20 protein-coding genes and 1 pseudogene are annotated in these 24,335 nt (G+C 44.3%); 12 read left to right on the top strand and 9 right to left on the bottom strand.

Going from position 1 to position 24,335, the window contains the following annotated elements; translation table 11 throughout:
- Nucleotides 1–72 precede the first annotated feature (72 nt).
- Entirely contained in the window at nucleotides 73–1,068 is a 996-nt protein-coding gene (gene gap, locus ACYX4M_RS18215; RefSeq protein WP_474826237.1) for a type I glyceraldehyde-3-phosphate dehydrogenase, read from the bottom strand.
- 236 nt (nucleotides 1,069–1,304) lie between these two features.
- Here gap and malQ point away from each other — a divergent pair, with 236 nt between their 5' ends.
- The 5 genes from malQ to msrB all read left to right on the top strand — a co-directional run bounded on the left by malQ (nucleotide 1,305) and on the right by msrB (nucleotide 10,385).
- Nucleotides 1,305–3,554 carry a 4-alpha-glucanotransferase gene (gene malQ / locus ACYX4M_RS18210; RefSeq protein WP_476081190.1) on the top strand — a complete coding sequence of 750 codons (2,250 nt, stop codon included), beginning with the start codon at nucleotides 1,305–1,307 and terminating at the stop codon, nucleotides 3,552–3,554.
- A gap of 102 nt (nucleotides 3,555–3,656) precedes the next feature.
- Nucleotides 3,657–5,840, top strand: coding sequence for a 1,4-alpha-glucan branching protein GlgB (gene glgB, locus ACYX4M_RS18205; RefSeq protein ID WP_476081189.1), 2,184 nt, complete (start codon nucleotides 3,657–3,659; stop codon nucleotides 5,838–5,840).
- A gap of 47 nt (nucleotides 5,841–5,887) precedes the next feature.
- Nucleotides 5,888–7,975 carry a glycogen debranching protein GlgX gene (glgX, locus tag ACYX4M_RS18200; RefSeq protein WP_476081188.1) on the top strand — a complete coding sequence of 696 codons (2,088 nt, stop codon included), beginning with the start codon at nucleotides 5,888–5,890 and terminating at the stop codon, nucleotides 7,973–7,975.
- 328 nt (nucleotides 7,976–8,303) lie between these two features.
- Nucleotides 8,304–9,857, top strand: a complete 1,554-nt coding sequence (gene gndA / locus ACYX4M_RS18195; RefSeq protein WP_476081187.1) for an NADP-dependent phosphogluconate dehydrogenase — start codon at nucleotides 8,304–8,306, stop codon at nucleotides 9,855–9,857.
- A gap of 99 nt (nucleotides 9,858–9,956) precedes the next feature.
- Nucleotides 9,957–10,385: a peptide-methionine (R)-S-oxide reductase MsrB gene (msrB, locus tag ACYX4M_RS18190; RefSeq protein WP_476081186.1), complete on the top strand. Its 429-nt coding sequence runs from the start codon at nucleotides 9,957–9,959 to the stop codon at nucleotides 10,383–10,385.
- Nucleotides 10,386–10,555: 170 nt separating this feature from the next.
- Here msrB and ACYX4M_RS18185 read toward each other — a convergent pair whose 3' ends face one another.
- Entirely contained in the window at nucleotides 10,556–11,440 is an 885-nt protein-coding gene (locus ACYX4M_RS18185; protein WP_476081185.1) for a DUF2989 domain-containing protein, read from the bottom strand.
- A 191-nt stretch (nucleotides 11,441–11,631) separates the two neighbouring features.
- Between ACYX4M_RS18185 and ACYX4M_RS18180 the strand changes: the two genes are divergently transcribed.
- From ACYX4M_RS18180 to ACYX4M_RS18150, 7 genes are all read left to right on the top strand, one after another.
- On the top strand, nucleotides 11,632–13,077 hold the full coding sequence (locus ACYX4M_RS18180) for a glyceraldehyde-3-phosphate dehydrogenase (protein WP_476081184.1): 1,446 nt from the start codon (nucleotides 11,632–11,634) through the stop codon (nucleotides 13,075–13,077).
- A 168-nt stretch (nucleotides 13,078–13,245) separates the two neighbouring features.
- Nucleotides 13,246–14,385: a M14 family metallopeptidase gene (locus ACYX4M_RS18175; RefSeq protein WP_476081183.1), complete on the top strand. Its 1,140-nt coding sequence runs from the start codon at nucleotides 13,246–13,248 to the stop codon at nucleotides 14,383–14,385.
- Nucleotides 14,386–14,494: 109 nt separating this feature from the next.
- Nucleotides 14,495–16,153 (top strand): alanine/glycine:cation symporter family protein, encoded by a 1,659-nt coding sequence (locus ACYX4M_RS18170; protein WP_334060558.1) that lies wholly within the window; start codon nucleotides 14,495–14,497, stop codon nucleotides 16,151–16,153.
- A 266-nt stretch (nucleotides 16,154–16,419) separates the two neighbouring features.
- Nucleotides 16,420–16,746 (top strand): zinc ribbon domain-containing protein, encoded by a 327-nt coding sequence (locus ACYX4M_RS18165; RefSeq protein ID WP_118494035.1) that lies wholly within the window; start codon nucleotides 16,420–16,422, stop codon nucleotides 16,744–16,746.
- Complete coding sequence (locus ACYX4M_RS18160; protein WP_014949836.1) at nucleotides 16,747–17,040, top strand: YeaC family protein; 294 nt, start codon at nucleotides 16,747–16,749, stop codon at nucleotides 17,038–17,040.
- Entirely contained in the window at nucleotides 17,030–19,906 is a 2,877-nt protein-coding gene (locus ACYX4M_RS18155) for a DUF349 domain-containing protein (protein WP_476081182.1), read from the top strand. The genes ACYX4M_RS18160 and ACYX4M_RS18155 overlap by 11 nt, the downstream gene beginning before the upstream one ends.
- Before the next feature lie 12 nt (nucleotides 19,907–19,918).
- Nucleotides 19,919–20,137 carry a hypothetical protein gene (locus ACYX4M_RS18150; RefSeq protein ID WP_334060561.1) on the top strand — a complete coding sequence of 73 codons (219 nt, stop codon included), beginning with the start codon at nucleotides 19,919–19,921 and terminating at the stop codon, nucleotides 20,135–20,137.
- A gap of 73 nt (nucleotides 20,138–20,210) precedes the next feature.
- Here the strand turns inward: ACYX4M_RS18150 and ACYX4M_RS18145 are convergent, their stop codons facing one another.
- The 7 genes and pseudogenes from ACYX4M_RS18145 to ACYX4M_RS18115 form a co-directional block, all read right to left on the bottom strand.
- On the bottom strand, nucleotides 20,211–20,405 hold the full coding sequence (locus ACYX4M_RS18145) for a hypothetical protein (protein ID WP_012518775.1): 195 nt from the start codon (nucleotides 20,403–20,405) through the stop codon (nucleotides 20,211–20,213).
- 29 nt (nucleotides 20,406–20,434) lie between these two features.
- On the bottom strand, nucleotides 20,435–20,611 hold the full coding sequence (locus ACYX4M_RS18140) for a DUF1328 domain-containing protein (RefSeq protein WP_025255564.1): 177 nt from the start codon (nucleotides 20,609–20,611) through the stop codon (nucleotides 20,435–20,437).
- Between the two features lie 330 nt (nucleotides 20,612–20,941).
- Nucleotides 20,942–21,406: pseudogene (locus ACYX4M_RS18135) on the bottom strand (DUF2490 domain-containing protein); the annotation flags it as partial.
- A 266-nt stretch (nucleotides 21,407–21,672) separates the two neighbouring features.
- Nucleotides 21,673–22,317 carry a phosphoribosyl-AMP cyclohydrolase gene (locus ACYX4M_RS18130; RefSeq protein WP_476081181.1) on the bottom strand — a complete coding sequence of 215 codons (645 nt, stop codon included), beginning with the start codon at nucleotides 22,315–22,317 and terminating at the stop codon, nucleotides 21,673–21,675.
- Nucleotides 22,318–22,883: 566 nt separating this feature from the next.
- The gene (locus ACYX4M_RS18125; protein WP_476081180.1) at nucleotides 22,884–23,459 is read right to left on the bottom strand and encodes a CC0125/CC1285 family lipoprotein; all 576 of its coding nucleotides are present in this window, start codon (nucleotides 23,457–23,459) and stop codon (nucleotides 22,884–22,886) included.
- A 24-nt stretch (nucleotides 23,460–23,483) separates the two neighbouring features.
- Nucleotides 23,484–23,741, bottom strand: a complete 258-nt coding sequence (locus ACYX4M_RS18120) for a hypothetical protein (protein WP_476081179.1) — start codon at nucleotides 23,739–23,741, stop codon at nucleotides 23,484–23,486.
- Nucleotides 23,742–23,808: 67 nt separating this feature from the next.
- Nucleotides 23,809–24,333, bottom strand: coding sequence for a hypothetical protein (locus ACYX4M_RS18115; RefSeq protein WP_476081178.1), 525 nt, complete (start codon nucleotides 24,331–24,333; stop codon nucleotides 23,809–23,811).
- Nucleotides 24,334–24,335 lie beyond the last annotated feature (2 nt).

Raw genomic sequence — 24,335 nt, 5'->3', positions numbered from 1 at the left:
ATAATGTTTGCACCTTTAGATTAACTCAACTTTGAAACAAATAGTTTAACTATTTGTTCTATATTTTGTTTATTACTTAGAAATGTGAGCCACAAGGTCTAGAACTTTGTTTGAGTAGCCCCATTCGTTGTCGTACCAAGATACTAGCTTAACGAATGTGTCTGTAAGCGCGATACCTGCAGTCGCGTCGAATACAGAAGTGCGAGCGTCGCCTAAGAAATCATTTGATACAACCGCATCTTCAGTGTAACCCATGATACCTTTAAGCTCGCCTTCTGAGGCTTCTTTCATTGCTGCGCAAATTTCATCGTAGCTAGCAGCCTTTGCTAGGTTTACCGTAAGATCAACAACTGAAACGTTAGGTGTAGGTACACGGAAAGCCATACCAGTCAACTTGCCGTTAAGCTCAGGGATTACTTTACCTACTGCTTTTGCGGCACCTGTTGACGATGGGATGATGTTTTGACCCGCGCCGCGGCCGCCACGCCAATCTTTCATTGAAGGACCATCTACCGTTTTTTGTGTCGCAGTAGTTGCGTGAACGGTCGTCATTAGGCCGTCAACGATACCAAATTTATCGTTAAGCACTTTGGCAAGTGGAGCAAGACAGTTAGTAGTACAAGACGCGTTTGAAACGATAGTTTCCCCAGCGTAGCTTTCTTGGTTAACACCCATTACGAACATTGGCGTGTCGTCTTTAGACGGTGCAGACATGACAACTTTCTTCGCACCTGCTTCAATGTGCTTCGCCGCAGTTTCTTTAGTTAGGAATAGACCTGTCGATTCAACAACAACGTCAACATCTACTTCATCCCACTTAAGCGCTGCTGGATCTCTTTCAGAAGTAATGCGGATAGTTTTGCCATTTACAACTAGACTATTGTTATCTACTGTAACTTCACCGTCGAATAGACCGTGTGTAGAGTCGTATTTCAAAAGATAAGCAATGTAATCTGTGTCTAGCAAGTCGTTAATAGCCACAACTTCAATGTCGTTGCGTTCTGCAGCTGCACGCATTACTAGGCGACCAATACGGCCAAAACCATTGATACCGATGCGAATTGTCATAACGTACCCCGATTGTTCAAATAAAATGAAAATAAATTACGTAAAGTATGGATCAAAATGCCATAATTAGCAAAATAAAAAGCTAAAGTGTTGCAAAATTACGAATAAGTACTATTGCAATCGTATTCACATATCGCGAAGCCCTTGTTTCTAGAATAATGTTAAAAATTTGTTTGCAGACGCACTTTGCACCTTTGGCCTATGCGTCTTTTACCGAATAACAGGAATGACACACCATGACACAACAACTTCTGCAACAACTGGTTGAAATGCGGGGAATTGAAACCCAATACGTCGACGCATGGGGAAAACCAGCAACCATCGCAGAATCAAGCAAAGCGAAACTGCTAAACACGCTTGGCTATGACACCAGCAGTGATGAAAAAATTCAGTCACAAATAACGCAAGACATTAAATCGGTATGGTTGTCGCCTTTAAATCCTGTTCAGGTTGTACGAAACACCCAAGAAATTAATCTAGCTGTTCGTTTACCTATCGAGTTGGTTAATGATGACAACACGCTTACCGTAACATGTGAAAATGGTGACGTACTCACCCATCTATTTACGCCAGTCGACCAAGAAATGACAACGATGGCGCATATCGATGATGTCGAGTTTCATGAATACGTTGTGACGCTGCCTTTGGATTTGCCCCTTGGGTACCACGATGTAGCCTTGAGTGCTGATGGCGATGAGTTTGCACATTCACGTTTAATTGTGGCACCAGAAGCGTGTTACACGCCAAACGAAATTAAAGAAGGCAAAAAAATATGGGGCTTAAGCGTTCAGCTTTACTGTGTTCGCAGTGAAAAGAACTGGGGTATTGGTGATTTTTCTGATTTAGCACTGCTTATTGAGAAAGCCGCGGGCGTTGGTGCAGACTTTATCGGACTTAATCCTATTCATGCGCTTTACCCTGCAAATCCTAACGCGTGCTCGCCTTACGGGCCAAGCTCTCGTCGCTGGTTAAACTATTTATATATCGATGTAACTGCTATTGACGGCTACGACGATGCATCAGTGCAAGCGGTAGTCAGCAGTGATGAGTTTAAAGCTACGCTTGAACATGCTCGTAACGTTGAGCATGTAGACTACGAAGCTGTAGCCCATGTGAAATTGGCCGCGCTTAAAGCGGTATTTGATGTTTATGATGCTCAATATCTTCGTAAAAACACCAAGCAAAACAAAGCGTTTAAAGCTTTTATAGAAGCGGGCGGTGAAAGCTTAGATATGCTAGCGGTGTACGACGCCTTGCAATCGCACCTAAAAGTTGAAGGCAAAGAGAGCTGGGGATGGCCGGTATTCCCACAAGAATACAAAGACTATCATAACCCAGCCGTTGCCAAGTTTAAGAGTGCAAACGAACAAGATGTTAAATTTTACTTGTTTTTACAGTGGATTGCCGCCCAACAGCTTGAGCTTGCAAGCACCAAAGCTACTGATGCAGGCATGACCATTGGTCTTTATCGCGACTTGGCGGTAGGCGTGAGCGAAGGCAGTGCGGAAATTTGGGGTAACAAAGATCTATACTGCACAGGCGCAAGTGTAGGTGCTCCACCAGATATTTTGGGCCCACTTGGCCAAAATTGGGGCCTACCACCTATGGACCCACGCAAGCTTTACGAACAGGCCTATCAGCCAATTATTGATTTGTTTGCTTCGAACATGGCCTCTTCTGGTTCTCTGCGTATCGACCACGTCATGGCGTTGCTGCGTTTATGGTGGGTTGTGAAAGGCGACCACGCAAAAGAAGGTGGTTATGTTTACTATCCAGTCGATGATTTGCTTGGTATCTTAGCGCTGGAAAGCCACCGTAACCAAAGCCTTGTTATTGGTGAAGACTTAGGAACCGTGCCAGAAGAAATCCGCAGTAAGCTTGCTGACAACGGCGTGTACTCATACCGCGTATTTTTCTTCGAACAAGCCGAAGACGGCGGTTTCTTCTCACCTAGCCATTACCCTGTTCAATCGATGTCGACCTTGACTACTCACGATATGCCAACGCTGATTGGTTACTGGCACTGTTTAGATTTAGAGCTAGGCAAAGAAATAGGGTTATATCCAACAGAAGAAATTCTTCAAACGCTTTATGCGGATCGTCATGAAAATAAACAAGCGATTCTTGATACTTTGCACGGACACGGTTCAATTGGCGACAATGTAGGTCGCGATGTGAATCACACGGGAATGAATCGCGATTTAAATAATGGTATGCAGGTGCATATGGCAGGTGGTTCGAGTGCTCTGTTAAGCCTGCAATTGGAAGATTGGCTAGAAATGGATAAGCCGGTCAATATTCCGGGCACATTTGACGAATACCCGAACTGGCGAAGAAAGCTAACCGAGAATATCGAGTCGATGTTCGATAGACATGATATAAATGAGTTAGCGTCTAAACTTACTCACGCCAGAAAGCAAGCCAAGGTGAATAGCGTTATCAAGAAATTGATACCAGACAGTTGCCTAGGCAACTTAAACGAGTAAGATAAAGTACCACGACGGTACTTGATGGAGCTTAAATGTGAACAACGCATTTAAGCTCACAATTCAACCCGCTGCTATGCGGGTTTTTACTAGGAGTAGCGAATGCAATTAGCGCAGCAGTTTGAACAGGTATTATGTTCTCAGCCGTTTTCCCATTTAGGTGTAGTTAAAAACCAGCAGAAGTCGGTACTTCGCGTTTGGCGTCCTAATGTCAGCGAGATAACGATTAAATGGGAGAATGCAGCGCTAAAAAATTTAACCGTTACTTCCAAAAATGGTCTTTTTGAAATGCCACTGCCTAACGAATATCAGGGTGAGGTTTACCGCGTTATCGCCGGAGACTTGAATGACGATGAGGGCTATATCGATCCTTATCAATTCTCCGAGCAGGCGTATCATGCGGTGCACTACATTGATAGCAAACCTTCAAACTTGTACGAACAAGCGGGCGCGCAACTTTTAACACTCACTTCGTCACAAGGCGATGCGATAAAAGGTGTTAGGTTCTGCGTTTTCGCGCCGAATGCAAGTACGGTATCGCTCATTGGCGATTTCAATCAGTGGGATGGGCGTACGCATCCTATGGAGAAGACCTCTATGGGATACTGGGTACTGTTTGTGCCAGAACTCTCAGAGGGAGAGCGCTACAAGTTTCACATTAAAGATGCACACGGCCACGACCTACCGCATAAGGCTGACCCACTTGGCTTCAGTGCTGAGCAGTATCCTTCTCATGCTTCGAAAATCTACAACCACAACACCTACGAGTGGAATGATAGTGCATGGATGGAAAAGCGAAAGGGGAACAAATACAACAGCCCAATGAGCATTTATGAAGTGCACCTTGGTTCTTGGAAGCGCCCGGGTATTGAAACTGATGCGCGCTATCTTACTTATAAAGCGCTGGCCGATGACTTAATAAGCTACGTGAGCGATATGGGTTACACTCACGTTGAATTGTTGCCTATTTCCGAGTTCCCCTTCGACGGTTCGTGGGGCTATCAGCCCGTGGGAATGTTCGCACCAACCAGCAGATTCGGAAACCCAGATGAATTTAAATACTTTGTTGATAAGGCTCACCAAGCAGGTATTGGCGTAATTATCGACTGGGTACCAGCGCACTTTCCTGAAGACGGCCACGGTTTAGCTAGATTTGATGGTTCTTGTGTTTATGAATATGAAGATCCGAGAAAAGGTTGGCATCCGGATTGGAATTCTTGCATTTACGATTTCGGCAAAGACACAGTTCGTCAATTTTTAGTTGCAAACGCACTGTTTTGGCTAGACAAATTTCACGTTGATGGACTCAGGGTTGATGCAGTGGCATCCATGCTTTATCTCGACTATTCACGCAATGACGGAGAGTGGATCCCGAATGTGGATGGTGGCAACGAAAACTACGAAGCCATCAGCTTACTGAAATGGATGAATGAAGAAGTGTACAAGCACTTCCCTGACGCCATGACCATTGCCGAAGAATCAACGTCGTTTCCCAAGGTTTCTCGTCCAGTATTTGATGGTGGTTTGGGCTTTGGCTTTAAGTGGAACATGGGGTGGATGCACGACTCATTGCATTACATCGCTAAAGACCCCGCCTATCGCAACTATCATCATGGTGATATTACCTTTAGCATGGTTTACGCGTTTGACGAAAACTTTGTGCTGCCTATCTCGCACGATGAAGTGGTACACGGCAAAGGCAGTATGCTGCACAAAATGCCTGGCGATGAATGGCAGCAAGCCGCTAATCTGCGTTGTTACGCGGGCTTTATGTACGGTCACCCCGGCAAGAAGCTTAACTTTATGGGGAACGAGCTTGCGCAGGCACGAGAATGGAACCATGACAGTAGTTTAGACTGGCACTTGCTCGATTACGAAAAACACAAAGGCATTCAAGCGCTTTATAAGGCGCTCAACCACCTCTATACGTCTACGCCAGCGCTTTACGAGCAAGACCACGAACCAGGGGGCTTTGCTTGGCTCGACCACAATAATGCAGACCAAAGCGTGGTTTCATTTGTTCGTATGTCAAAAGATGCGAAGCAAAAAGTATATGTGGTATCTAATTTTACGCCTGTGCCACGTCAGAACTTTAGAATAGGCGTAGATGATGCATGCACGCTAACGCTGGCACTAAACACTGATGATGGTGCATATTGGGGTAGTGACTACGACGTTGCTTCTACTGTAAATACGCAAACCATACCTTGGAACGAGCGTAGTCACTCTGCAGAAATCACGTTACCGCCGCTAGCCACGGTATTTTATGTTACCAATGTGGATTAATCCGACTAGGGCGGCACGCCCTAGTGAAGAGATAAATTGAGAACGAAGTGAACGAAATTCGAGACACCGCACTAATTGTAGAAAGTGGGATGGGGAAGGCATATCCACTTGGCGCAACAGTTACACAAGATGGTTGTAATTTTGCCGTATACGCGCCCGATGCGAAGGCGGTCGTGTTGTGTTTTTTCAATAGTGACACAGAAGAGGCGGTGAGTGAGCATCCTTTGCCCGAGAAAACTGGCGATGTTTGGCACGGTCGTTACAGCGGCGTTAGCGCAGGACAATACTATGGTTATCGCGTAGAACGCGGTGAGGGAGGGTTACATGCAGTACCCACCGACAAACTGCTAATCGACCCTTATGCCAAGAAAATTAGTCGCGCAATAAAATGGGACGCTAGGCAATACAAACACGACTCTCAGTTTATGATCCCCAAGTGCATAGTAATTGATCAAAATGACTATGCGCCCAGTCATGTTAGCGCGCCTGTTATACCGAAACACAAGCGAGTAGTTTACGAAGCACATATTAAAGGGCTCACAAAACTCCATCCCGATGTACCTAAAGAACACCGTGGCAAATTTATCGGTGCTGCCCATCCGAGTGTCATCAAGCATCTCAAAGCATTAGGCATAACCACGGTGCAGTTTATGCCGTTGTGCTCATTCATGCCTGAACCATTTATTACAGAGAAAGGCTTAACCAATTATTGGGGATATAACCCGGTTAATTTCTTTGCACCTGAACCACGCTACGGTGTGTCAGACGCGCTTGCTGAATTGAAGTCTATGGTCGATGCTTATCATACTGCCGGACTTGAGGTTATTGTTGATGTGGTTTTTAACCATACAGCAGAGGCAGGCAATGGCGGCCCTATTCTTTCTTATAAGGGGTTTTGCCCTTACCAAGCTTATTTGTTAGAACAAGCTAAAAACGGAGAGTTAGTTTATTCCAACCACTCTGGCTGTGGTAATACGGTAAATACCGCGCAGCCATTTATGATGGGGCTTATTTTAGATGCTATGCGTCATTGGGTATCTGTAATTGGCGTTGACGGCTTTCGTTTTGATTTAGCAGTATGCTTGGGAAGAGAGCCACAAGAATATAGTAAAAAATCTGGGCTATTGAGAGCCATCAGTAGCGATCCTGTTTTAAAAGATAAGGTGCTTCTCGCTGAACCTTGGGATATTGGTCCAAACGGTTATCAAGTCGGCAACTTTCCGTCTCCGTGGTTGGAAGTGAATGATAAATACCGCGACACGGTGCGTGCCTTCTGGCGTGGAGACGATGGCGTTACTGCGGACTTCGCTACCCGCTTAATGGGCTCACGAGATATTTTCCACAAAGGTCGGCGACATATTAGCACGTCAGTTAATAATGTGACTTATCACGATGGTTTCACGCTGCATGATATGGTCACCTACGCAGAGCGCCACAATCTTGATAATTTAGAAGAAAACCGAGATGGCCATGGACACAACCTGTCTGCCAATTATGGTGTTGAGGGGGAAACGAATGACGAGCAAATTCTCGCTATGCGTGAGCGTCAAAAACGCAATCTCTTCGCAACCCTTATTTTTTCGCAAGGGACACCCCATATTCTCGGAGGTGATGAATTAAGTCGTACTCAAAACGGCAATAATAATGCCTACTGCCAAGACAATCCCATTAGCTGGATGAACTGGGAACTTAACAAACGTAAACAAGACTTTTTAAGCTTTTGCCAGTACGTATTGCGCTTGCGTCAATCATCATCGCTGTTAAGTGAATTAAAGCTTCATGACGACACTTTTACGCTATCGAGAAACGTTAAAGAAATAAATTGGTATAAGCCCGATGGTTCTGACAAAGCGTCTGAAGATTGGAATGCGCATCATAACAAAGCGTTTGGTGTAGAAATAAAAGGTTGCGTAACGGGCGACCAGAAGCCAGAGCATTGGTTCTTGTGTGTTAATGCAAGTGAAAGCGACGTGCGTTTCCACCTACCTTCTGTCATACCCAGGGGAGGGTGGACCATGCACCTGGATACGCGCTACAGCTCTCTTGAAGAACAGCCTTCAATTTGTATTCAGAAGGTGTTTTTACAGGCCAGCAAATCACTAACGTTGTTCAGTTTTTCTCAGTTCTCTGGATAGAAGAATGGCTTACAATACGACCTTATACTTGGTTTAGAGTGCCTTTATAGAATTTAAGAGTACCGCTAAACGGCGCTAAACCCAGTGCACGTTAGCCGAATAAGAAACAGAGTCTTTACCTTTGTGTGAATTTCATACAGCATGGGTGAAAGCGCGTAACGCAGGTGCTGAATGCGTGCCAAAATCTCGGCTAAACTAGCTTACAAAACCCGTTAATGTTTACCGCTGGTGACAATTACACCACTGCGCACTAAATTGTTAGCTTAGACTGTTCTTTATTCTTTCAGGTGGTATCATGCGCAGCCATCTGAAATGTGAGGGTGTTCCTATGCAAAAGAAAGGTGGTAATTCGCACGAAGACAAGTCGTGTGATATTGGTTTTATCGGTTTAGGGGTGATGGGTAGTAACCTAACCATGAACCTAGTGGACCATGGCTATCGTGTAGCGTGTTTCGATTTAGACCAAAACAAAGTTGAGTCTATTCTTGCCAAAGACGCAAGCGAAAGAGCTGAAAATACTGAGCCTCGTGTTGAAGGCTGCAGTTCTTACACCGAGCTTTTAAGCAAGTTAAAAGCCCCGCATCTTATTATTATCTCTGTGCCTGCTGGCGATCCTGTTGACCACGTTTGCAATCATCTTATTGACGCCGGAATTCACGCTGACGATATCGTGGTTGATACTGGCAACAGTTTGTGGACAGACTCTGTAGCACGTGAAGAGCAGTACAAAGGTAAATTTATCTTCTTCTCTACCGCAGTATCAGGTGGTGAAGTTGGGGCTCGTTTCGGACCATCTTTGATGCCATCCGGTAACCCTTATGCATGGACACGCATTGAGCCTGTTCTTAAAGCTATTGCTGCAAAGGTTGACCCAGAAACAGGTAAACCATTAGAAAGCCATACGCCAGGTCAACCAGTGTTAGAAGGCGAACCATGTGCGACCTACATCGGTCCCGTTGGGGCAGGACACTACGTGAAAATGGTGCACAATGGTATCGAATACGCCGACATGCAGCTTATCTGCGAAACTTACCATGTTATGCGCGAAGCGCTACACATGGCGCCTGCTGAAATAGCAGAAGTGTTTCGTCGCTGGAACGAAGGCAAGCTGAATAGCTACCTAATGGAAATCAGTGCTGAAGTCCTTGAGCAAATGGATCCAGAAACCCAGCAGCCTTTGGTTGATGTCATCTTAGACAGAGCAGGTCAAAAAGGTACTGGCCTTTGGACTGCAGTAAGCGCATTACAAGTAGGTAGTCCTGCACAGACTATTACTTCAGCAGTATTCGCTCGCAGTATCTCTAGTTTGAAAGACGAGCGTGTAGCTGCGAGCAAGGTCCTTGCAGGTCCTGATGCGCCATCATTCAGCGATGATGAGAAAATGTCTATCATTAATAAACTAGAGCAAGCGCTTTACTGCTCGAAAATCTGTGCGTACGCACAGGGCTTCCAGTTAATGGCAATGGCAGGCAAAGAACACGGCTGGACACTGGAATTTGGTGAAATCGCAAAGATTTGGCGTGCAGGCTGTATTATTCGCGCGGTATTCTTACAGTCGATTTCTAAGGCTTACGAGAACAACGAAGACTTAGCAAACTTGCTTATGGACCCGTTCTTTGCTGAACAAATTACTCAGTATCAATCTGATTGGCGGGAGTCTATAGCTCAGGCAACCCTTGCTGGGGTTCCGTGCCCAGCAATGATGTCTGCGCTTAGCTACTACGACTCATATCGCACTGCAGTGCTGCCAGCTAACTTGTTACAAGGCCAGCGCGATTACTTTGGCGCGCATACCTACCAGCGTGTAGATAAGCCAGCGGGCAAGAAGTATCACATTGAGTGGAGTGATCCGGCGCGTCCACAAACTGCTATCAAGAGATAGTGGTTAAATAAATAGTGGTACAAACGTTCATATTTGAGCGTAAACTATGAAAAGGTGTATTTGTTCTCAAATACACCTTTTTTGTTTAAGAGGTAATTTATGTCGACAGGTAAGAACCCAAACGCATCACTGACTGAAAAAGACTGGAAAACTGAGCTTAGCGACGAGGAATATTACGTTTGTCGTGAAGCCGGCACTGAACGGCCTTTTACCGGTGTGTTGCTAGACGAACAGCGGGATGGTTTGTACGTCTGCAAGTGCTGCGAAGCGCCACTTTTCCCTTCAGATACTAAATTTGATGCGGGTTGTGGATGGCCTTCATTCTACAAGCAGCTTGATGACGGGAATGTAGATTATAGAGAAGACTTGAGTCACGGTATGCGTAGAGTTGAGATTTTTTGTAAGCAGTGTGGCTCGCACTTGGGCCACGTATTTCCAGATGGTCCTGCGCCAACCGGTCAGCGTTATTGCGTAAACTCACTATCAATGACATTTAAGGGTGAAGACGATACAAAAGTTAAAGGCTAAATAGCCAAGCTGGATGGCGCACCAATCCTATGCGACTGGTATAAGGTAAACATCTGGTTAAATTTTAACCTAGCGTTGAGCGCCTTAAAATCAACATCAAAAAAACCGCCCATAAACGGCGGTTTTTTTAATTATTTACTAATGAAATTGTGTAATTGAATTTCAAAAAATCAAAGATTATCGAGTTTTAACGAACCTGCATCGAAGGTGGCACCATCCAGATTACTGACGATTTCATCGACAATATTGTCCAATATCTCTACAGGCAGAGCGTACTTCTGACCGAGCTGTATACGTTGAGTTTCGTTTAGTCGTTCGTCATAGTTTTCAGCGACTCCATACCACACATAAGCAAAGCGATAATTCTCTCTGTCCATTCCCATCGACGCGAGAGAGTAGAAGATACTGACATCAATATCACTGCTATCCGTATACAAACTTAGCGCGCGGTAGAGAGTCTTGATGGTTCGCTCTTGGTCTGTTTTTATTTGCACAGAAGCGAGTTCAACTAATAATTTTGGATCGGTCACCTGATTGCTGGCTGCGTAGCGCTCGAAGCGATGATATGCATCTTTGTTGTTATATCGTGTCCAATGATAATAAGAGAGATAAGGGTCGAACGAGTTCTTTGTTTCTCGGCTAAGGCGTTTAATTTCACGCTGAGCAGTGATAACGCCCTTGAGTCTCGTTGCCTCTTTGCCTTTTCGTTTCACGTGTTCGATATGTTGTGCTTCTTCGACGCACTCTAGGTATTCCTCGAAGTTTAAAAGAAGTGGGTATTTATAAGCCTCGTCTTTCGAATCTTGGTTGTAGTAACGAAGCCGAATAATCTCAGCACGCTCTGCGCGACAGCGCGCATCTAAACTCAAATCAAGGCAAATCTCGCTATGAGATTCGCATATTTCGCTGATAGTAGGTTCAAAAAGATCGCCACAGCCCGCAACGCTAAACGCTGCTGCTAACCAAAGTGTAGCTGCACGGCCTTTTGTTGGAAACTTACTAAATAAATTCGTTGTTGTACGAGTTTTCATAGAGGTTTTGAAACTTATCAACAATTTGGTCTTCCTTGCTTGTTTATTTAAGATACTGCTCGTCACCGTCAGGCGAAAACTCACCTAGTGTACCCTAAAAATAATAAAAAGCTGACGCGTAATTAGGAATAGTTGAGAGCGTTTGTGCCAACTAAAAAAAGCCGCGCATTCAACAATGACAACACCGTTAAATTAATATCGATGAAGGCAGAAGCATGAATCAACAGTTTGAGCAGGAATTACAAAGTAGCTGGCAAGAGCGTCAGGAATACGCAGAAATGATGTTGCCCCTTATTGGTAAACTGTACCGCAATAAGGCAGTTGAAATTTCAGTTTATGGACGCTCGCTACTGAACGCCAGTGCTATTGATGTTATTAAAGCGCACCGCAAAGTGCGTCTGCACGAAGGTATCAAGCTACGCCTACGCGAAAGCTACCCTATTTTAGAAGCTTTGAGCTCCATGAAGCTTGCTCCTGCACAAATTGATATTGGTAAATTGGCTTTTGATTTTCACTACGGTTCTGCGGTCGACAACAACGACCTTACGGCCTACCTTAACGAAAAACTAAACGACGTTGCCGATAAAGAGGACGATCAGAAACCTCAGGACGTTGTACTATATGGTTTTGGCCGTATAGGTCGTTTACTTGCTCGCTTGCTTATTGAACGCCAAGGTAAAAACAATAAGCTTCGCTTACGTGCCATTGTGGTTCGTGGCGGGCGCGATGGCGACCTAGAAAAACGCGCAAGCTTACTGCGCCGCGATTCAGTGCATGGGCCGTTCAACGGCAGCATCACAGTTGACCACGAACGTAACGCACTAAAAGCGAACGGTTCATACATTCAAGTCATTTATGCCAACAGCCCAGATGAAGTGGATTATACTCAATATGGTATCGATAACGCTATTATCGTAGACAATACGGGTATTTGGCGTGACCGCGATGGCCTTGGCTTACACCTTAAAGCTAAGGGGGCAGCGAAAGCTATCCTTACTGCCCCGGGTAAAGGCGATATTAAGAACATCGTACACGGCGTAAATGACGAAGAAGTCACACCAGAAGATACAATTGTATCTGCTGCAAGCTGCACGACTAACGCGATAACGCCGGTACTTAAAGCACTAGACGAAGAATATGGCATTGAAAACGGTCACGTTGAAACCGTTCACTCTTACACCAACGATCAAAACCTTATCGATAACTACCACAAAGGTGATCGTCGAGGACGTAGTGCGCCACTTAATATGGTTATTACTGAAACGGGCGCTGCGAAAGCAGTTTCCAAAGCGTACCCGAAACTGGCAGGTAAACTTACCGGTAATGCTATCCGCGTACCTACCCCTAATGTGTCGCTAGCGATTTTAAATCTAAACCTTAAAACGTCGGTGGATCGCATTGCAGTTAATGAGTTCTTGCGCGACACCGCGTTATTCTCAAAGCTTCAACATCAAATTGATTACACAGCTAGTAAAGAGATTGTATCTACAGATTTAGTCGGCTCTCGCGCTGCGTCTGTGGTTGACTCTCAGGCAACTATCGCCGCAGACAACCGCCTGACGCTATATGTGTGGTACGACAACGAGTTTGGTTATAGCTGTCAGGTATTGCGCGTAGTGCGTGATATGGCAGGGCTAAGTTTCCCTACGTTGCCGCTGTAAGCAACACGCGTTACAAGAAACTGTATAAAAAACCGACCTAAGTGGTCGGTTTTTTGATGGTGTAAACATTTTGTATACTTTCGATAGAACAAAACCCGCTGTGTGCGTGGAATTTGTGTTTACGTCTATGCTAAATTAGCGCTCAAATAATGAGGAAAACGACAGTCTATGCATATTTCCAGTCAATTCGACAGCGGTAACATTGAAGTTGTTAGCGCACAATCACCAGACGATATCCGTCTAACCATTCCCAACGACAACCAATCTGAATTTGCACAGTGGTTCCATTTTCGTTTAGTCGGCGAAACCTTTGTTACTCACACTATGACCATAGGTAACTTGGCAAAATCAGCGTATCCAGAAGGTTGGAAGGGTTATAACGTTCTTGCATCTTATGACCGTCAAACTTGGTTTAGAATTCCTAGCGAATTTGACGGGGATAACCTTACGTTCTCACTAACGCTAGAACAGCCCAGCGTTTACTTTGCGTATTTCATTCCGTATAGCTACGAACGCCACCTTGATCTTGTGCACGACGCGCAAATGTCATTATTGTGCGAGCATAAATTTTTAGGCCTTACCCTAGATGGCCGCGATATGTCTATGCTGGTTATCGGTGAAGAAACGCCAGAAAAGAAAAAAGTCTGGATCACTGCACGTCAGCACCCTGGTGAAACTATGGCCGAGTGGTGTGCTGAAGGTATTATCTATCGTTTGTTAGACGAGCAAGATGGCTTGGCTCGACAGTTGCTTGATAACGCTGTGTTCTACATAGTGCCAAATATGAACCCAGACGGAAGCGCGCGCGGTCACCTGCGTACCAACGCTGTAGGAACCAATCTTAATCGCGAGTGGGCGACACCTACGCAGGAAAAAAGCCCAGAAGTGCTTTACGTAATCAACGCAATGAGTGACAGTGGTGTAGATATGTATCTTGATTTGCACGGTGATGAAGCATTGCCGTACAACTTTGTAGCAGGAAGCGAAGGTAACCCTAGCTACAATGACACTATAAAGATGCTAGAAAACACCTTTAAAGATGCGCTTTTGAATGCGACACCAGAGTTTCAAGACGAGTTTGGCTACGATAAAGATGAGCCTGGTAAAGCTAATTTAACCGTGGCTTCAAATGCGGTGGGCGAGAAATTCAAATGCATGGCATATACGGTAGAGATGCCATTCAAAGACAACGCAGATGTGCCAGATGACATCTACGGTTGGTCGGTACAGCGCAGCCGTCAATTAGGCGAAGATTTGCTAATTGGTGTAAACGCAGTTGTTAAAAAGCTAAAAGCATCAGAGCAATAAAATAAAAATAAGGAAGCAAAAGCTTCCGCAAAAAAGGCCTCGACAAAAAGAGGCCTTTTAATTATCAAAATAAAACAACAATTAAACATAATAAAAAAGGGGAATAACGTTGGAAGGGTTATATGGTTTTCTAACTATGCTCGATGGATTCTTAGGGGGCGCGTTCTGGTTTCCCTATGTTCTATTAGGCGTAGGTCTTTTCTTTACGGTTTATCTTAAGTTTCCGCAAATTCGTTTCTTTAAACACGCTTGGCAGGTTGTGACTGGTAAGTTTGATAAAGAGAGCGATCCAGGTGACACAACGCACTTTCGTGCACTAACTACTGCATTGTCTGGTACCGTAGGTACAGGTAACATATCAGGTGTTGCTTTCGCTATTTTCCTTGGTGGCCCCGCAGCACTATTTTGGATGTGGGTAACCGCTTTTTTGGGTATGACAACCAAATTTGTAGAAGTTACTTTGTCACATAAATACCGCGTTAAGACAGAAGACGGCACCATGGCCGGTGGCCCCATGTACTATATGGACCGTCGCCTTAACATGAAGTGGTTGGCAGTAGCCTTTGCCATTGCCACAGTGGTGAGTTCATTTGGTACGGGTAACCTTCCACAAAGTAATGGTATAGCACAAAGTATTGAAGCTACCTTTGGCTTCGAGCCCTGGGTGGTAGGAAGCGTATTAGGTATTCTTCTGGCCCTTGTAATTCTTGGCGGTATTCAACGTATTGCTGCGTTTACAGCGCGGGTTGTTCCAGTTATGGCCGTGATCTACCTTATTGGTGCACTTGCCGTGATTTTTGCAAACCTAGAGAACATTGGGCCTTCCTTCGCCGCCGTTATTGGTGATGCATTCACTGGTTCAGCTGCCGCAGGTGGCTTTTTAGGGGCTTCGCTAGCTTACGCCTTCAACCGTGGTGTTAACCGTGGCCTGTTTTCAAACGAAGCGGGTCAAGGCTCTGCACCTATCGCTCACGCAGCTGCAAAAACAAAAGAGCCTGCGTCAGAAGGTATGGTTTCACTGCTTGAACCTTTCATCGACACTATTCTAATTTGTACCGTTACTGGTTTAGTTATTCTGTCGTCAGGGGTTTGGAAAGAAAAACACGAAAACGTATTCGACCGTTCAGACATGTACTTCGTAGCAGGCCAATACGACGATACAAATCAAGCAGACGTAAACAAGCTTTATGGCTATTTGAACGAAATTGAAGGAAACAGTGTTGAACCTTACACCGGTTCAATTACCGTTGTTAACGGCACTGCCGTAAGCGACGGGTTTACCCTACTTAATGCACGTTCTATAGCGGAAGATGTAAAGTACGCCGTAGGTAGTGAAGATTTATTTACCGGAACATTAAAGATTGTCGACGGAAAACCGGTCAAAGATAATCTTGAAGTAAGCGGCAAGTCGCTAGTTCACTCAGCAGCGCTAACCACTATTGCTTTTACTCGCGGTTTCTTTGGAGACGCAGGGCAGTACATTGTATCCATCGGCCTTATGTTATTCGCTTTCTCGACCGCTATCGCATGGTCTTATTATGGCGATCGCGCTATGACCTACTTGCTTGGTCCACGCTCGGTGATGCCGTATCGCGTTATCTACGTGGCAGGCTTTGTTTGGGCAGCATTCTCTGATACCACACTTGTTTGGGCGCTTTCTGCCGTGGCAATTGTTGTAATGACGCTTCCCAACTTGTTTGGCATCATGCTGCTGTGTAAGGAAATGAAAGAAACAGTTAACGACTACTGGTCTCGACACAAAAAATAGCATTAAAACTATCTTTGGTACTGCCTCTGCTTAAGTCTTTAGGCGAATAAGCGAAGCGAAAAGGTAGCAGGTAAAAATGCGCAGTGGTGAACTTTGTACAAAAGTTAACACCCTGCGCATTTTTGTTTTGTAACGAGGAAGCTAATCCACAGAATCGACTTCATTGTTGTGATGAACTTCAGTATGATACCCGTCCGCGTAAAATGCTGGCGCACTTAAGTACGCTCAAGCATTTCTAATTCGCACTAAGTAAACAGGAGCAACATATGGCATTAGTTGACTGTCCTTCATGTAATAAGAAAACGTCTGATAAAGCGAAGACGTGCCCTCACTGCGATTTTAAAATCGGGGACGCGACCTCAGAAGATATAGAGCGTAAACAAAGCTTACAAAGATTTAAAAAATTAGCGAGTATCCAGAACCAGTCGCTTATTGCTATGCTCATATTTGTTGCGAGTTTTGGCTTCATGTATTGGGGCGGAACACGCCCAGGTGATTTGCAACATAATTTAGCTATTTTGGGCGCAGTGGTTGGCTTTGTTTGGTACTTAGTAAACCGCGCGCGTATTGTTTACATAAAGCGTTTTTCCTAAATGAATATAGAAGCACTTTTAGCCAGCATGACGCCGGAGATTTACGAGCGTCTGCGTCAGGCTGTTGAAACCGGTAAGTGGCCAGATGGCACGCCTTTAAACGAAGAGCAAAAAGCAAGCAGCATGCAGGCTGTTATGCTGTATCAAGCAAAAATAGAAAAGTCCTCTGAGCATATGACAGTAGGTGAAAGCGGCGAGATTGTACATAAGAGTAAAGCCGACTTTAAACGCTCGTTACGCGATGAGCAGGATGATAATAATACAATAGCGCGGTTTAAACAGGATGATATTTAGTCGTATATTTGCGCCTTCACACCAAAGCCCAAAGCCTGAAAAACGGATGCAGGCAATCGAGAGTCTCTCTCCCGAAAAGGCACAGGAAAAAACAATTCTTCACGAACTGGCATTTAATGACGAAGATGCCAATGTCAGTCTTGCAGCACTTGAAAAGCTCAATAGCTTTGTGCTGTGGCTTAAAATGTCACAAATTGCCAAGCAGTCTCGCGTTAAAAAAGCGGCGGAGAAAAAGGTAAACGCCGCTTTGATGGGCGAGGGTGATGTCACACTTTCCCGCCAAGAGATATTCTCTTTTTTAACTGAAACAGCCAACGCCGATTTAGTCGTGCAGTTAGTACCGCAAATGTTGAAGAAAGAGCCTATGCTCTTACAAGATGATGCGCTAGCTAACGCGCTAATCGAAAAAGTAGCGAAGCCATCTTTCACCCAGTTTGTTTTTTTAGAAGGCGCAAGTCCCCAACTACAGACTCAACTAATCAACGCACACTCCGACGTATCAGATTTGCAAAAGCTTGCTAAGAAAGTGTCAGATGATGCGCTTTTTACGCAAATTAATGCGCGGATCGATGCTATCAAAGAGGCTGCAAAGCGCCCAGTGGAGCTTAAAAAGCAGCTCACTCTGGGACTTTCAAAATATCAGGCTTTACTCGACAAATCAGATGTAGAAACCATTGATGAAAAGCGCAACGAACTTGGGAGCGAATTGACAGGGCTGTTTGATCAAATTGACTTACTCACTTCAGATGAACGCGCTGATTATGAAGAAAAGCGTGCGCGTATTGGTGAGCAGCTCGATCGATATTTAAGCCGTATCCGCCCAGCATGGGAAGAGAAGCAACAAGCGTCGCAACGTGCCAATACAAAAGCATTATGCGAACAGCAATTAACTCATGCAAAAGAGCAAGTTTCCTGGTTATACAAAAATCGCTTATGTGAAGCGACGCTTGCAGACGTGGCTACCGTTAATGAAAGTGTGCGTGGTGTAGAAGCAACTTTGGAACAGCTTACTCGTTTAGGTAGTGAACTTACCGCTGAAAAGCGTATCGCAGAAATTAAGCGTGAGGTTGATGCGTTAAATGAACAGCTTGATCGCTTCTCTATGCAGCAGCAATACGGTCAAAAGTTGTTAATTAAGCTTCAGTTTCTTGAGGATATCGCCGGCAAAATTGCTTCTGCGCCTAGTGATGAAAGCGTAGCAAACGACTCAATGGCCGCAGAGCGGAGTTTGCAGAGCCTTAAAGCTCAATTTGACGAAGCAAAGCAAGCGTATAACGCACTTAGCAGTGAAATCGACGCCGTACCTAAAGATTTGTCTAAGCGCTTCAACACGGCCAAAAACAGTGTTAATGCCAAAGAGCGAGCGCTAAGAAACAAAGAGAACGAGCAAGTAAAACATGTACGTAAACACATAAGCGTTATTGATAACTTAATTTCTCAAGGTAAGTTTCGCGTTGCAATTTCAAGGTTTGCTAAGCTTCAGGAAATTTACTCTGCATTGACAAGTTCTGCAAAAAAGAGCGTGGAAAAGCGCTTTGTGAAGACTGCGGATGATGTGTCACGATTAGAAGGCTGGCAGGATTACCTTGCAGCACCGCGTAAGCCAGCTCTGGTGGCGGAGGCCAAAGCGTTGGCAGATGCGACTCCTGAAAACATTAAGCAAAGAAGTGACGCCATCAAATATCTGCGCAAGCAATGGTTATCGCTAACACCGTCATCGTCAAATAACGACGAAAGTAGTGAGGACCAATTGCAGCTCCAATTCGATGCTGCCCTTGAGAAGGCGTTCGAGCCTTGTAGAGTGCATTACGCTAAGCTAGATGAGCAACGTGCTGCCGCGCATGAACAGCGTGAATCAATCATCAATACCGTTAAGGCAATGGATATTAATATGCCCGAAGCTGAGTTGGTGAAGGTGTTTGATAGAGCATCTAAAAAGTGGCACGGCGCAGGTCAGGTTGAGCGCGATGTATACGAGCAGTTAAAGCAAGAATGGAAGGCAGTTTCTTCGCCTATACAAGCTAAAGTGAGTCAATGGCAAAGTGAGAATCAAGCACAAAAGCGTGCTCTGGTTACTGAGGCTCAGCAGCTTTCGACTAACGAGGATATAACAGACGCTGCCGACAAGGCTCAGCAATTGCAAAAGCAATGGAAACAAGTTGGTCACGCTGGTAAACGCGAAGAGAGCAAGTTGTGGGCAGAGTTTAAAGCTGCAAACGATACAGTTTTTGAGCGTTTAAAAGCGCAGCGTAAGCTGCAGACCAATGCATCGAACGCGTTAGTAGATTCCTTGTTAAACCAAATTGAGGCTATCGACATTAACAGTGATGACGCTGATTTTGCATTAGCTGTTAATGCTGTTCAAGCTCAACTAAGCGAACTGTCTAAAGGGCAGCGCAGCAAAGTTGAACGAAAATTAGACACGATTGAAAACAAGCGAGAGACACTAGCGAATAATGCGCAGTTGCAAGCTCGCCTAGCGCGAGCTCAAGCGCTTGTTCAATTACTTCAACTGAGCGTTGGCGAGAGCAGTGGCGATGAACAATCGTTAGCAGAAACGTTAGGTAAGCGTTGGTCAAGTTTACTTGGTCAGTCTACTGTCAGTGCAGCGGGTCACCACGATAGACAGTGGTTGACGGTTGCATTAGAGGTAGCAACGGGTATGCCTAGCCCAGACGCTGATGCCTCAATACGCTCTAGCGTACAGCTACAAATGATGACATCTAAGTTGGAACAAGGGGAGGCGGCGACTGCTTCTGACATTCTTGCTGACTGGTTATCTTACGATTCTATAAATAAAGCGGACAATGATCTGCTTCAACGTGTCGTGGCAGTAATCAGTGCTCACCCTGAAATAGTGGCGTAACCGGAAAAATGAATGGAAAACAGTGTTGAGTTTCAATTTGAAACCGAAATGTCTGCGTATCGGTTTTTGAATACCGTTAAGCATATTGATGCTGAAGGGTTAAGAGTGAAGTTTGGGCGTACCGATCATCATGTGAGCGTGCAATATCGTTATGGGGTAGGTGAATTTGATTCTACGCTATCTACACTGGATGATCTTGCTCGAGAGCTAGGTGGTGAAGAAGTCTCTTAAAAAGAATAAGTTAAAAATATTTATACAAAAAAGGGCCAGACTATAGTCTGGCCATTCTGTCATAAAGACGTGATTAACAATCTTTATCTTCGGCTTCTACACCTTCTTTCACATCTTCGCAAGCGTCTTCGACGGCGTTACCAGCATCGGTAACCATCTCGTCTAGCTCTTCGCCTGCGTCCTCTGCTTCACCGTCACCGCATGCTGCTAGTGATAGCGCAAATGCTGATGCTACTAGTACTTTTGATAAATTTTTAAATGAAAACATATCCTTACTCCTTTTCCTATTAAATATTCTTAGGCCCTTGGTGCTTTTCCACGTAACGCATTAGCGATAAGTGAAATTACCAACAACGCGATAAACACAAAGAAAAGAAACTGTGCGATACCTGTTGCTGCACCTGCGATGCCTCCAAAACCAAAAACTGCTGCAATAATGGCGATGATAAAAAATGTGATTGCCCAACCTAACATAACTTAATCCTCGTATTGCTTCCGTTACTTTCACAATAACTAATGCTAACTTCATGCCTGATTTATAAGTAACTGAAAAATAGAGGTTTAAATGTAATTTAGGTTGGATTTTCAAAGAAAAGTTGTTAAGGATTAAGGTCACGATTACACAAATAAATGCATTTTTTACATGATTAAGAAAAGTTTTTGTCTCACTATTGTTAACAACAATGAGTAAAGGCTCATGGTACGAGCTCCTTTTTGCTCATTACCAACTTCCGAAAAAGGTTAGAGATAGGTTGTGGTTTGTAATAGCATTGGTATTGCTGCCAGGCAAATTTATATAATTGTTTAAGTACACGAGCTCAACGCGTCACTTTCATTTATTTGATAAGCAGGCCCTACGCATAATCGATTTTGGTCCAACCCGTTATCTTGACCCCAATCAGTGTTATTCAAGCCAAAAAATAACTCGTCCCAAACGACTATTGACCAATTTTCATTTAACGCTTTTGACCACCTAACATATTGTCTGAACCTATGGCCAACATCATCACTCTCATCGCTTCTATAACGCTGCTCCAGGCGGCTTCGAGCAGACATAGTACCGCCCATAAATCTTCCTATTGAATATGTGGCTTGTTGCCACAACCTATCTTCATCGATTGAGCGGTTGTCGGTTTCGATAGTAACTCTTGCTGCGCCCAGCCACAGCGTTGTGTCATTTGATAGGTTGTAGCCAATACCAGGCCGAACAATAGAGACTCCAAGGCGGGATGCGTCTTCTTTGAAGCGTAGATGGCCGTCAACCCAGAATAGCCATTGCCCTTTATCGTCAGCATCTCCTGTAAGAGCAAGTGCATTCCAAGATTGAAAATTTGGTTAGGCATACGATTTAACGTTTATACCAATCGAGAGCAGAAATATTAGTATGAAGCGACTCGCGATTTTTTTTAGCGCTCATAGTTTTTCTCAATAAAACTAATAAAAGAGGCAAAGCGAAAGGGAACAAAACCGCTTTGCCTATAAAAGGGAGAGTGTTTTGCCCCTCATAATCCCAGAGTTGAGGGGCGGAGCGTTATCTAGTTAGCATTCGGGTTGTAAGGTAACGACGACTGGTGAGCGACGATACGCAGATCTCCGTCACTGTCTTTTACATAGGCAAAGGTATACTCTACTTTCGTTTCTCCACCTTTAGTGTCGGTAAAGAAGTAGTTACCCATGGCCACGGCCATTCGACAACTGTTGTTAATAATTCCCACATTGTCGAACTTCACGTTTGTATAAGGCTTAATCGCAAAGCCCTTATCTTCCTTGTAAGCGTCATTACCACCTACGAAGTAAGAAAGTGCCGCATCAAAGCTTGAGCGGAATTGATCATTCGCTGCAAGCGTGGGTTTAAACAGTACACTACTTAAATCATATCCGTACATGTCTTGGATGAAATCAGCAGCTTCGCCAGAGTAATCTCCGTCGTTACTAAACACCGCACCAATTCTTACAATACCTTTGCCCCACATCTTTTGCGCTGCTACGACTTCACGTTCTGTAATGCACTCATCTGAGTACAGCAATGCTTTGTCTAACGCTTGCGCTTTTAAAACAGGTGTATTTTGGCTGTATGACTCACCCATCTGAGTTTTTGCCACTGCGCTACAGCCTGTTACTAACATAACAGTAGTTGCTACAAGGGTAGTTTTTGTCATTAATGTGCTTAGCTTTTTCATGCCTGACTCCTTAGTCATTTGCAAAATAAATACATGTTACTGCTTGGCTCGCTTATGTTGATCAATGGCCTACATCTGATAAATAATTCGGGCCTCTAAATCTGCTTTGCAGTTCATGGTTTTAATGATAGCTAGCTATAATGACGGAGACTTTTGTACAACATTAATAGAAGATTAACTGGCCATTAAAATTGTCGATGTTTAATGAAAATTGGCGATTGGAGTGTGAAAAAGCCCAAATTTGTTTTTGACGGCATTGCCTCTTCAGCATCACGTAGTCATTTTATAAATCTAGCGAAGGATTAGAACAAAGTGATCAGAAGGCAGTGACTTAAGGTGAATTGCATCACCGCAATGCGGCTTCGTAATAAAAGTAGCTAATTAAATTGTTGCGAAAAATAAGTGTATATTGATAAAAATGAGGGGAAGCTTTTCAGTAACCATCGTTCAAATTCTGAAAAGCATTTCACTAGTAAAGCAGCCTATTATGGTTCACCCGCAACTTGAACCTATGGGCATTACATGCTGAGCGGCTTGCTTAGTCGAAAGTGGGAAAGGCATTTGGCTTATCCCTTATTGGGTTTTAAAGGCTCTGCAAGCACCTCTTGTACTGAAAACGCGCTTTTACCCAAGCTTGCTTTATCTTTTGAGACTCTTACATTGATAGTGAAGTAAATGTCATTAATTCGCGTCTTTACGACGTCACTAGAGTTAGGCGTTGCCATTGGCTGAGCTACTTCATTACAGCCGGACATAGTGCATTGTCTGTCAGTTTGAAATACAGCCGGCTTTTCTTTTCCAGCCATTACTTCCCTAGCTATGACAGGCTTTTTATCAACGTTTGTTTTTAATACCGTTAAATAACTATACCCCTGTTCTTGCGCAATCTCTGCAGCGCGGTACAAAGCGTATTGCTGAACCTTGTCAGCCGGCGTCTTATCAGTCGCCTTAAAAAGAATTTTGTACTCGTTTTCAGATACTTTTTCGCTTGAATAACCATAAGCAGTTTTGGAATTAGCTGACTTATAGGGGGTAGGGGCTGCGACTGGTGTCGACGAACAACCAACTATCGCAAGGCTTAGTGTTGTGCTGATAGCGGCAACAAGTATACGGCTATTTCTTATTTTTCTTATCGTGTTCATCTCACAAACTCCTTAGTACTGTGATCACTGAAACAATGAAAATAACGCAGTTCTGCCTATCGCTGTTAACGCTTGATTGCGTTTTGCTTTAGGTTTAGCGTCTACTGCTCCTTTGTATGCTCCGACAGAGCTGATAGCAATTAAAGTCTCAGGCTTCCCCATCATTAATCTACATTGCCTTTTTGCTTGTGTAAGTGCAATATCTGCATGATGTTTCTGGGCAAAATAAGCATGCTCTTTTTGCGCAATATCTCGCATATTCGCTTTTAAAAAGATGTTCATAATAATTACCTCACTTGCTTAACAGTGGATTAAATCGCCAAGGCTCGGTGTATACATTTGCCGTATATTATCCGAAAACTCTACGCCATGTCTGAATCAGTCTGCTTAAACTCAGATAGCCAAATGCGTTCTGAGCAAGCTTGAAGAAACCAAATGCCACAAGGCTATTTAGTATCAATAATACAAGTGGTACTACAACGTAATGCACGCCAGCATTGTGAAGTATAGCGCCTACAGCGATATTTAAGATAAGCCAACAAACCGTACCAACGGCAAATGCTGCAAGACACGCAAAGACAGTGACGAAAAAACTCTTTTTGACGAGCATGAGTTCACTATTGGTGAGTTCAAGAAATGCAAAACCTTGCTCTTTTCTCTGAGAAAATGCTTCCTTGAATGCGTTGAATACGTCAGAGAATGACGGGTCGGGATACTGTTGTTGCGTTGATTGTTCGCCATTTTGTGACGAAGCTTGTTTACCTTCTTTTCCATTTTTTACATGAAATATCGCCTGCGCCGAAGGCGGCGTCAGGCGAAATGGATTTTCATGGCACGTTTTATAACGTGCTTTGTGAAAATCTGGTACTTTCATAA

It is taken from the genome of Alteromonas sp. ABV4_150, assembly GCF_056311745.1.
This window is presented reverse-complemented; position numbering and strand designations above follow the sequence as displayed.